The organism is Herbaspirillum lusitanum P6-12 (assembly GCF_000256565.1).
GTDB classification, from domain to species: domain Bacteria; phylum Pseudomonadota; class Gammaproteobacteria; order Burkholderiales; family Burkholderiaceae_D; genus Herbaspirillum; species Herbaspirillum lusitanum.
Window position 1 is genome coordinate 1 of sequence record NZ_AJHH01000021.1, and the last position, 10,778, is coordinate 10,778.

General features: G+C 59.0%; 8 protein-coding genes and 3 pseudogenes. 5 read left to right on the forward strand and 6 right to left on the reverse strand.

Going from position 1 to position 10,778, the window contains the following annotated elements; genetic code table 11:
* Nucleotides 1–26: 26 nt before the first annotated feature.
* The 6 genes and pseudogenes from HLUSI_RS34590 to recA all read right to left on the reverse strand — a co-directional run bounded on the left by HLUSI_RS34590 (nucleotide 27) and on the right by recA (nucleotide 5,654).
* Nucleotides 27–503 carry a pilin gene (locus tag HLUSI_RS34590; RefSeq protein WP_016832188.1) on the reverse strand — a complete coding sequence of 159 codons (477 nt, stop codon included), beginning with the start codon at nucleotides 501–503 and terminating at the stop codon, nucleotides 27–29.
* Nucleotides 504–702: 199 nt separating this feature from the next.
* Nucleotides 703–1,428: a TerC family protein gene (locus tag HLUSI_RS0101015; protein ID WP_029362974.1), complete on the reverse strand. Its 726-nt coding sequence runs from the start codon at nucleotides 1,426–1,428 to the stop codon at nucleotides 703–705.
* A gap of 149 nt (nucleotides 1,429–1,577) precedes the next feature.
* Nucleotides 1,578–2,440 (reverse strand): annotated as a pseudogene (sucD, locus tag HLUSI_RS26370) (succinate--CoA ligase subunit alpha).
* A 17-nt stretch (nucleotides 2,441–2,457) separates the two neighbouring features.
* Nucleotides 2,458–3,624 (reverse strand): ADP-forming succinate--CoA ligase subunit beta, encoded by a 1,167-nt coding sequence (gene sucC, locus HLUSI_RS0101025; RefSeq protein ID WP_016832190.1) that lies wholly within the window; start codon nucleotides 3,622–3,624, stop codon nucleotides 2,458–2,460.
* Between the two features lie 421 nt (nucleotides 3,625–4,045).
* Nucleotides 4,046–4,497 (reverse strand): annotated as a pseudogene (gene recX, locus HLUSI_RS26375) (recombination regulator RecX).
* A 56-nt stretch (nucleotides 4,498–4,553) separates the two neighbouring features.
* Nucleotides 4,554–5,654 (reverse strand): recombinase RecA, encoded by a 1,101-nt coding sequence (recA, locus tag HLUSI_RS0101035; protein ID WP_016832191.1) that lies wholly within the window; start codon nucleotides 5,652–5,654, stop codon nucleotides 4,554–4,556.
* A gap of 409 nt (nucleotides 5,655–6,063) precedes the next feature.
* Between recA and HLUSI_RS0101040 the strand changes: the two genes are divergently transcribed.
* The 5 genes and pseudogenes from HLUSI_RS0101040 to HLUSI_RS0101060 all read left to right on the forward strand — a co-directional run.
* Nucleotides 6,064–7,695 (forward strand): tetratricopeptide repeat protein, encoded by a 1,632-nt coding sequence (locus HLUSI_RS0101040; RefSeq protein ID WP_016832192.1) that lies wholly within the window; start codon nucleotides 6,064–6,066, stop codon nucleotides 7,693–7,695.
* A 3-nt stretch (nucleotides 7,696–7,698) separates the two neighbouring features.
* On the forward strand, nucleotides 7,699–8,304 hold the full coding sequence (locus tag HLUSI_RS0101045; protein ID WP_016832193.1) for a sensor histidine kinase: 606 nt from the start codon (nucleotides 7,699–7,701) through the stop codon (nucleotides 8,302–8,304).
* Nucleotides 8,305–8,477: 173 nt separating this feature from the next.
* Nucleotides 8,478–9,464: an aliphatic sulfonate ABC transporter substrate-binding protein gene (locus HLUSI_RS0101050; RefSeq protein WP_029362975.1), complete on the forward strand. Its 987-nt coding sequence runs from the start codon at nucleotides 8,478–8,480 to the stop codon at nucleotides 9,462–9,464.
* 4 nt (nucleotides 9,465–9,468) lie between these two features.
* Nucleotides 9,469–10,341, forward strand: coding sequence for an ABC transporter permease (locus HLUSI_RS0101055; protein WP_016832195.1), 873 nt, complete (start codon nucleotides 9,469–9,471; stop codon nucleotides 10,339–10,341).
* Nucleotides 10,342–10,379: 38 nt separating this feature from the next.
* A pseudogene (locus HLUSI_RS0101060) lies at nucleotides 10,380–10,745 on the forward strand (aliphatic sulfonate ABC transporter substrate-binding protein); the annotation flags it as partial.
* Nucleotides 10,746–10,778 lie beyond the last annotated feature (33 nt).

Sequence of the window (10,778 nt, forward strand, 5' to 3'; positions counted from 1 at the left end):
AAAACCCGGTATTGTCGCCGGATGAATCAGCCGCGACAGACTTCCGGTGCATATTTTGCCGGCAGCAAGGGTGAGTCCGCAGCAGCCTTGGCAGGTGCCGTTTGGCACAGCCAGGTAATGGCGCTCGGGTTAGCTGCCGATGGCACCAGCTTCAGCGTCTTGCCTTTTGCCTCGCCGCCAATATCGCCAAAGGTAATGGTGATCGCGCCGCCTTTTTCGATTTTGATGTCGGAAACCGATGTGATTTCTTTCGACGGCGTAAATGTATAGCCTGTCGCGGCTTGTTCAAAGTCTGCGCTCCCCTTGGAGGCAATTGTCTCGGACACGGCCATCTTCGCCGGCGTCGCGAGGTTCAGCCCTTCGGCTACTTTGGTACGGACCAAGTAGTCCCGGTATTGCGGAATCGCCACCATCGCGAGAACACCCACAATGGCGATGACGATCATCAATTCAATCAGGGTGAAACCGGTGGGTGAGTAACGTGCAGACCGCTTCGCTTGCATATTGTTTTCCTATTACAAAAAAATCGAGTTTTCGGGAGCGTTGCCTGGTCATCTGTTCATGGCCGCCGTTTTCTCTCGGGCAACGCCAGACTCCCCGCATGGATCATATTCGCCAACGGCGATTTTGTGAACATCTTTATAACCGCACGGGCAAGGCGGGATTCATCATCCGGCCTCGCCCGGCCGCTTTATACCTTCTTTATGCCGCCTGCTTCCGCGCCCTGCGCGCCAGCCAGTTGCCGACAACCACGACGCCGATGGCGCCGACCATGCCCGGCAAGCTCAGGTGCAATTGCATGCCCGGCATTACGAACTCATGGTGCGGCAGATAGGTCTGCACCCAGTCCTTGATCGCCACGTCGGAGATGATCATGCCGCCCGCGAGGTATCCAAGCAAGGCCGCGCCGAGCGTGATGATCAGCGGCACCTTTTCCATCAACTTGAGCACCAGCGTGCTGCCCCAGACGATAATGGGAATGCTGACCAGGATGCCGAAAATCACCAGCAGCAACTGATGCTCGCCGGCCGCCTGTTCGGCGGCGCTGGCGATGGCGATGACGTTGTCCAGGCTCATCACCAGGTCGGCGACGACGATGGTCTTGATCGCCGACAGCAACTTGTCGCTTCCGCTGATTTCGCCGTGTCCGTCGTCATCGCTGAGCAGCTTGGTGCCGATCCAGAACAGCAGCACGCCGCCGACCAATTTGATGAACGGCATCTGCAGCAAGGTCACCGCAAAAGCGATCAGGACAATGCGGATGGCGATGGCGCCGAAAGTGCCCCACAGGATGCCGCGCAAGCGCAGGTTGTCCGGCAGATTGCGACATGCCAGCGCGATCACGATGGCATTGTCGCCACCGAGCAAAATATCGATCAGGATGATCTGGCCGACTGCGAGCCAGTTCAATTCCGCCAAAAATTCCATACAACCCCCAAAATATTCGTGAACACTAAAACAATATGGGGAGCCGGAGCTCCCCATATTGGTATGTCACCGGTCAGGCCGGGAAGTTCTGTCGACGCTCAGACAAATGCTTCCAGCCTGCCGTTTTGCTTGCTGTTGCGGTCAATGAATTACAGAACCGACTTCAGCAGACGCGCCATTTCCGAAGGATTGCGTGTTGCCTTGATGCCGCATTCTTCCATGATCGCAAGCTTGGCTTCAGCCGTGTCGGCGCCACCGGAGATCAGCGCGCCGGCGTGGCCCATGCGCTTGCCTGGAGGTGCAGTCACGCCGGCGATGAAGCCGATGACCGGTTTCTTCATGTTGTCCTTGACCCAGTACGAAGCGTTGGCTTCGTCAGGGCCGCCGATTTCACCGATCATGATGACGGCGTCGGTGCCTTCATGATGTCGATGTGCTTCAGACCGTTGATCGGGTCGCCGCCGATACCGACTGCGGACGATTGACCCAGACCCAGTGCGGTCAGCTGACCGACTGCTTCATAGGTCAATGTACCCGAACGGGAAACCACGCCGATGCGGCCCTTTTTGTGGATGTGGCCCGGCATGATGCCGATCTTGATTTCGTCCGGAGTGATCAGACCTGGGCAGTTAGGACCCAGCAGCAGCGTCTTGCTGCCGGACTTCGCCATGCGGTTTTTCAGTTCCAGCATGTCGCGGACAGGGATGCCTTCAGTGATACAGATGGCCAGGTCCAGCTCGGCTTCAACGGCTTCCCAGATGGCAGCAGCAGCGCCTGCAGGTGGCACGTAGATCACGGAAACATTTGCGCCGGTGGCCTTCTTGGCTTCGGACACATTCGCGAAAATTGGAATGCCTTCGAAATCTTCGCCGGCCTTCTTCGGGTTCACGCCTGCAACGAAAGCGTTCTTGCCGTTCGCGTATTCGCGGCACATGCGGGTATGGAATTGACCGGTTTTGCCGGTGATGCCTTGGGTGATGACTTTGGTGTCTTTATTGATCAGAATCGACATAGCTATTCCTTGTCCTATTATTTACCGTTGGCTGCAGCAACAACTTTTTGCGCAGCTTCTTCCATGCTGTCTGCCGAGATGATCGGCAGGCCGGAGTCGGCCAGCAGCTTCTTGCCGATTTCTTCGTTGGTGCCCTTCATGCGCACGACCAGCGGCACTTTCAGGGAAACGGCCTTGGACGCAGCGATCACGCCTTCGGCGATCACGTCACAGCGCATGATGCCGCCGAAGATGTTGACCAGGATGGCTTTCAGTTCCGGGTTCTTCAGCATGATCTTGAATGCTTCGGTAACCTTCTCTGTGGTTGCGCCGCCGCCGACGTCCAGGAAGTTGGCAGGCTCGCCGCCGAACAGCTTGATGGTGTCCATGGTGGCCATGGCCAGACCGGCGCCGTTGACCAGGCAGCCGATGTTGCCGTCGAGGGAGATGTAGGCCAGGTCGAACTTGGAAGCTTCGACTTCAGCCGGATCTTCTTCGTCCAGATCGCGGTAGGCGACGATTTCAGGATGACGGAACAGGGCGTTGGAGTCGAAGTTGAATTTCGCGTCCAGAGCGATGACCTTGCCGTCGCCGGTCAGGATCAGCGGGTTGATTTCGGCCAGCGAAGCATCGGTGTCCCAGTATGCCTTGTACAGACCTTGCAATTGCTTGCGCGCGTCAACCACGGACGCGGCTGGAACGCCGATCTTGGTGGCGATGCTGTCAGCGTCGGCATCGGTCAGGCCGGTCGACGGATCGATGGCGATCTGGTGAATCAGTTCAGGGTGGCTTTCAGCAACTTCTTCGATGTCCATGCCGCCTTCGCTGGAAGCCATCAGGACCACGCGTTGGCTGACGCGGTCGGTGACCATGGAAACGTACAGTTCCTTCTTGATGTCCGCGCCTTCTTCGATCAGCAGGCGACGCACTTTTTGGCCTTCCGGGCCGGTCTGGTGCGTGATCAGTTGCATGCCGAGGATCTGGTTGGCGTATTCCCTGACTTGCTCGAGGGACTTGGCAACTTTCACGCCGCCGCCCTTGCCGCGGCCACCCGCATGGATTTGCGCCTTGACGACCCACACCGGACCGCCCAGCGTTTCAGCTGCCTTGACGGCATCTTCAACGGATTGGCATGGAATGCCGCGTGGAACGGTCACGCCGAATTGGCGGAGGATTTCTTTGCCCTGATACTCATGGATTTTCATGGGAGCTTCCCTTTAAGACACTATTAAATAAAACTTACTGGATTGAAATCCGGCTGGCGGCAACACCGCGCGGCGCGAATGGAGGCAAGAATCCGCGCTGGCGCGCCGTCTCCGAACGAGGAGACGCGCGGCTGATGCAGCCGGGCGGATTGCTTAGTAGAAGGTGCGGACAGTGCATTGGGCATAGAGAATGCCATTTGATCAACATTTAATCGTTGTCGCATTGCGTGTCGTCATCGCAAAGATTGCCATGACAGCCGCTAATGCGGCGCAGCAAAAACCCGGAGATTTTAGCACATCTGGCCCCGCCTCGGCAGCGGGATGGGCTTATGGAGACTATTTTTGAGGGATTGGCGTGCGGACAAAAATCCCGGCTGCGCTGTACGTAATCAGGAGTAATCGCAATTAATCGACCGATCATTCAATCAAAATCATCGTGCTCACCATCACTCCAGGCGGTTTTGACCGCGGCCTGAATTGCCCGATGCGAAAATCCGCGCTGCTGCAGAAACCCATGCCGTCGGCCGGCGCTTCATCGAACTTGCGCCGCAAGACCTCGCGCGCCCGTTCGTTTTCACCCTGGGTCAGGCCGATTTTGGCGTCGCCCAGCGCTTCGCCGGTGATACCGTGGCTTTTCAATTCGGAAAGGATGCGATTGTTGCCGTAACGACCGACGCGACGATTCACCAATGATTCGGAAAAACGTTCTTGGGAAAGGAATTTGGACTCTTGCAGCCAGTTGAGCAGGGCTTCGATATCGTCGCCATCTTGCGCGTAAGGGGTTAACTTACGCGCAAGTTCCAGACGACTATGCTCACGTGAAGAGAGATATTTGAGCGCTCGCGCCTTCAGGCTGATTTGCGGCCTGGGCATCTGTCACACCGTCGCGATCGTTGCGACCGACAAGACGCGAGCGAAGTACAACGGCATCAGGATTCTTCTGCTGCTACGTTCTTTGCAGAACCTTTGCCAGTCGGTGCCGGTGTTGCAGCAGCACCAGCGCCACTTGCAGCCAACTCAGGAACGCCGAGGGAAGCACGTACCTTGTTTTCGATTTCGCGCGCCAGTTCCGGACGTTCTTTCAGGAAATTGCGTGCATTGTCCTTGCCTTGGCCGATACGTTCGCCGTTATAGCTGTACCAGGCGCCGGACTTTTCCACGATCTTGGCGTCAGAGCCCAGATCGAGGATTTCACCTTCGCGCGATGTGCCTTCGCCATAAAGAATATCGAAGTGGGCTTCGCGGAATGGCGGCGCCACCTTGTTCTTGACGACCTTGACCTTGGTTTCGCTGCCGATGACTTCGTCGCCGGACTTGATCGAACCGGTGCGGCGGATATCCAGGCGCACAGAGGCGTAAAACTTGAGCGCATTGCCACCGGTGGTCGTTTCGGGATTACCGAACATGACACCGATCTTCATGCGGATCTGATTGATGAAGATCACGGTGGTGCTGGTGCGGTTGATGCTGCCGGTCAGCTTGCGCAGCGCTTGCGACATCAGGCGTGCCTGCAGGCCCGGCAGGGAGTCGCCCATGTCGCCTTCGATTTCGGCGCGCGGCGTCAATGCGGCGACCGAGTCGATGACGATCAGGTCAACGCCGCCGGAACGTACCAGCGCGTCGGTGATTTCCAGCGCTTGTTCGCCGGTGTCGGGTTGCGAAATCAGCAGATCGGACAGATTGACGCCCAGCTTCTGCGCGTAGGTCACGTCCAATGCGTGTTCCGCGTCGATGAAGGCGCAGGTGCCGCCGATCTTTTGCATTTCAGCAATGGCTTGCAGCGTCAGCGTCGTCTTACCCGAGGATTCCGGACCGTAGATTTCGATCACGCGGCCGCGCGGCAGACCGCCGACGCCCAACGCGATGTCCAGGCCGAGGGAACCGGTCGAGACGACCTGGATTTCCTCGAGGACCGCGCCGTCTTCCATGCGCATGACCGAGCCCTTGCCGAATTGCTTCTCGATCTGAGCAAGGGCTGCGGCCAGCGCTTTGCCCTTCTCAGTATTGTTCGCGGATTTTTTATCGTCCATAGGGTTCTTTCAACAAAGTGTTCGTTCGGATCAGTCAGAGATCAACTAAGCAGCACTGTATAAAAAAACAGTTGTTTGTGCAAGTTCTTTTTCTGCTGTTGCAATCTGGAATAGCGGAATGGCCGAAATGGCCCGGCAGCACAAGGAATACGGTTGCAGACAAAAAATCTTCGATAGTCTGTTAGTATGCCGCCGATCCCCGATTGCCGAAATTCCGATTATAACGGTCCCGCCGGTACGGTTCATGCGTGCACAACGTCGGCTCCCGCCCTTTCGAGAGCGACGGCTGTAGCGTCTTTCAGCGATAATGCAAATGATTTCAAGGAATATCCTAGATTTATTACGGATATTCGACGTATTTGATATACATTTCTAGCCAGTAATATTACGAGTTTTCTGCTTTCCCCCTATGACCCTGGTTCCATTCAGCCGCATTTCCAGCCTGCGCTCGCTCATCATTGACGACATGCCGGCCATGCGCCAAAACATTCGCATGCATCTGGGCCAGCTCGGCATTACCAAAGTCGACCAGGCCGGCACGCCCGACGAAGCGATTCGCGCCGTCCAGGGGGGCAGCACCTACGACCTCATCGTCTGCGACTACAACCTGAACAAGGAAACCAACGGTCAGCAGCTGCTGGAATTTTTCCGCACTCAGCACATGCTGTCGCCCACCACCATGTTCATCATGGTCACGGCCGAAAGCGGCTACAACCTGGTCGCCAGCGCCGCCGAGTTCCAGCCCGACGCCTACATGCTCAAGCCGCTGACGGCATCCAAGCTGGCCGATCGCATCGACCGCCTGCTGGAAAAACAGAACGCGCTGCTGCCGATCAATGAAAAGCTCAAGCGCAAGGACCAGGCCGGCGCCATCGTCGAATGCGACAACGTGGTGAAGGTCGCACCCAAATGGATCGTCGACATCCTCAAGATCAAGGGCAGCCTGCTGGTCGAATTGCGCCGCATCGAAGAGGCGCGCGCGGTCTACGCGCAAGCGCTGGAAATGCGCGACGACCAGGTATGGGCCAAGGTCGGCATGGCGCGCTGCAATATCGTGGCCGGCCAATACGACGACGCCAAGGTGCTGGTGCAAGCTGTACTCGCACAGAATTCCCAATATATTGAAGCCTATGACTTGCTGGCGCAGATTGAAGACGCGCAAGGCAATCAGCAACAGGCGCTGGACGCTCTCGCCCGCTCTTCCGAAATCATCCCGTCGGCGCGCCGCAGCCGCCTGGTCGGTGACGCCGCCTATCGCGTCGGCGACCTGGACCAGGCCAAGGAAGCGTTCGACAAGGTGCTCAAGCACACCAAGGGTTCGCTGACCGCGCAGCCGGGCGACCTGCTGACGTTGGCGCAGGTGCACGTCGACACCGGCGACGGAGATGCAGCGCTGGCGCTGCTGGCCAATGCGCCCAAGCGTTATGCTGAATCGAAGATGTTCATCTCGACGCAATCGGCCGTGGCGGCGCAGGCGTATGTCCAGCTGGGCGACATGATTTCCGCCGAGATGGCGTTCGAAGCGGCGCGCAACGCCGCCGAAGGTACGCCGTCGGAAATGGGGACGCTCGCGCTGGCCAAGGCGGCTTTCTCGGTCGGCCGTGACGAAGAAGGCGCGCAGCTGATTTCGCAGGCGGTGAAGTCCGACCACGAAAACAAGACGCTGCTGACACTGGCGCGCAAGGTGCTGGCCGATTGCGGCAAGGAAGGCATGACCGACGAACTGGTCGACGGCGCCGTCAAGCAGTGCATGGGCATCATCGCCGAAGCCAATACGCTGATGCGCAGCGCCAAGCCGGACGAATCGCTGGCCAAACTGGAAGAAGCATTGCACAGCATGCCGGAAAACACCGGCGTGCTGATGGCGGCAGCCCAGCTGCATCTGTTGTGGATGAGCCAGCGCGGCATCAACCAGGACTACGTCAAGCGCGTCAACCGCTACCTCAATACGCTGGACCGCCTGATCCCGGGCAACGACCGTGTCAGCAAGATGCATAAATTCCTGCGAGACGCGGTCGCCAAAGCGGCGCAGAAGAGCTGATCCATGGACGCAAAACTGGCCGCCATCATTGTTCACGACATCAAGAATTCGCTCGGCGTACTGGAGGGTGAGTTGCGCGTGCTTGCCGCCGAGTCGCCCGACGAACGCGCCGGCCATGCGCACCTGACCTGCCTCACGCTGCAGGAAAAGCTGATCGGCTTCCTGACGCTGTATAAAGCATCCTCGCAAGGACTGACGGCGCAGATCGAAGCATTGTCGCCGCAGGATTTCCTCGAAGGCCTGCGGCGCCACCTGACCATCGGCCAATCCGGCCTCGAGGTCTCGATCAACAGCGAAGGCATGCCGCTGATTGCCTTCTTCGATGAAAACCTGGTCGGCCTGGCGCTCGAAGCGGCGTTGCAGAACGCCACGCGCTTTGCCCGCTCGCATATCGAACTGGCCTGCCGCAAGGATGGCAACGGCGTGGTCTTCAGCATCCGCGATGACGGCCCCGGCATCGGCACGCACGAAGTCAAACCGTCCACCGGTCTCGGCATGGATTTGTGCCAGGCGATCGCCGCCGCCCACCAAAAAGGCGACAAGAAAGGCGAAGCGCTGCTGGCCAACCACCCCGACGGCGGCGCCCAGTTCGAGCTGCATTTGCCCTGATTTTTCCCCGACTTTTCCCTGATCCTTTCCTTGCCCGGCATGCGTTGAGCGCATAAGCAAGCGCGAAAAAAATCGTTCTTTTCCGCGGACTTCGTCCGTAGAGTCATCCCGACAGGGACAGGCCGGCCTCGTCTACACGATGCCGCCTGACAGACTAACAAGAAAAGGACATCATGCAACGCCGCCACTTCCTCCAGTTGAGCACTGCAACCGTTGGTGCTGCCGCTTTGGGCTTGCCGCTGACCGGCCGCGCCGCCGACGCGCCCAAGACCATCCGCCTCGACTACGCGACGTATTCGCCACCCAGCCTGGTGCTGAAGAAATTCGGCTGGCTGGAAGAAGACCTGAAGTCCTCCGGCGGCTCGGTCAAATGGGTGCTGAGCCAGGGCAGCAATCGCGCGCTCGAATACCTCAACAGCGACAGCGTCGACTTCGGCAGCACTGCCGGCCTGGCCGCCCTGCTGGCACGCGCCAACGGCAATCCCGCCAAGGCCGTGTATGTGTTTTCGCGCCCGGAGTGGACCGCGCTGGCGGTGCAAAAAGATTCCACCATCCGATCGGTGAAAGAACTCAAGGGCAAGAAAATCGCCGCCACCAAAGGCACCGATCCCTACCTGTTCCTGCTGCGTGCGCTGCATGAAAACGGTCTGGCCAAGAGCGACGTAGAAATCCTCCACCTGCAACATCCCGACGGCCGCGTCGCGCTGGAACAGAAACGCGTCGACGCCTGGGCCGGACTCGATCCGCATCTGGCGGCCAGTGAACTGGAAGCCGGCTCCAGGCTGATCTATCGCAACGTCAATTTCAATACCTACGGGTTCCTCAACGTCAGCGATAGCTTCGCCGCCAAATATCCGGACGAGGTCAAGCGCGTGATCCGCGCTTACGAACGCGCACGCCTGTGGATCATCAAGAACCCCGACGAGACCGCCAAACTGATCGCCGAAGAAGCCAGGCTGTCGCTGCCGGTGGCGCAGCTGCAACTCAAACGCAACGATTTTTCCAATCCGCAAATCGGCAAGGAACACATCGATGCGCTGCGCGCCGCCGCGCCTATCTTGCTCGACGAGGAACTGGTCAGGAGCGGCACCGATCTCTCCAGAACCATCACCGCGCTGATCGATCCTGCGTACTCGCAAGGCCTGATCCGCCAGGCATGAGGCCATGAAAGAGTCGCACTCGCTGCTGTCGCTGGAAGCACATCAGGCAGACTTCGCGCATCAGGGCGATGACCGCATTGAGGACGTCGCGCAACAACGCAACGCCAGACGCAAGTCCTTCAACTGGCCTTGGGGAGCCCTGCTGCCCGTGGCTTTTCTGGGCGCCTTGGAAATCGGCTCGGCGTTCGATCTGATCCCTTCACGGCTACTGCCGCCGCCGAGCGAGATTGCGCAGACCATCTACGCGCTGGCCAAGCGCGACCTGTTCGCCCACATCGCCGTCAGCGTGGCGCGCGTGGCCGCCGGCTTCTCGATCGGCGCGCTGCTGGCGGTCGCCTTCGGCGTATTGGTCGGCATGCATCGCCGCGCCGAGTCGCTGCTGGAACCGTCGTTCCAGGCGCTGCGCGCGATTCCCAGCCTGGCCTGGATTCCCTTGCTGCTGCTGTGGCTGGGCATCGACGAGACGCCCAAGATTGTGTTGATCGCCATCGGCGCTTTCTTCCCGGTCTACATCAACCTGGTGGCCGGCATTCACAACGTCGATCGCAAACTGCTCGAAGTCGGCAAAATCCATGGTCTTTCATCACGCGACCTGATTCGCCGCATCCTGTTGCCGGCCGCCTTGCCGAACCTGTTCACGGGATTGCGTACCGGCCTCAGCCTGTCCTGGATGTTCCTGGTCGCGGCCGAACTGATCGCCGCCACCAAGGGCGTCGGCTACCTGTTGTCCGACGGCCGCGAAAGCAGCCGTCCCGACATCGTGCTGGCCGCCATCATCATCCTGGCCACGCTGGGAAAACTTTCCGACAGCCTGCTCAAGCATATCGAGACGCGCAAATTGCGTTGGCGCGACGTGCTGGCTTCTCGACCAGACTGACCCGACTGACCCATTTTTCGACCTTGATCTTCTCTATCATGACAACTCAATTGCAACGCCGCCGCCTGCTCCAGGCCATCGCCACAATGACTTCCGCCGCTGCCGCCGGCAGCCTCGCCCTGCCCGCCTTCGCACAAACCGGCAAGCCGGTGCAGGCGCGCATCGGCTATCAAAAATCCTCGACGCTGTTGACCGTGCTCAAGACCAACGGCACGCTCGAAAAACTGCTGGCGCCGCTCAATGTCAAGATCAGCTGGCATGAATTCTCCAGCGGCCTGCCGCTGCTGGAAGCGCTCAATGTCGGCGGTGTCGACCTCAGCGCCGACGTTGCCGATACCGTGCCGGTATTCGCCCAGGCAGCCGGCGCAAAACTGACCTACGTGGCGCAGGAAGCGCCGTCGCCATTACAACTATTATAATCATAACAATTATCACCT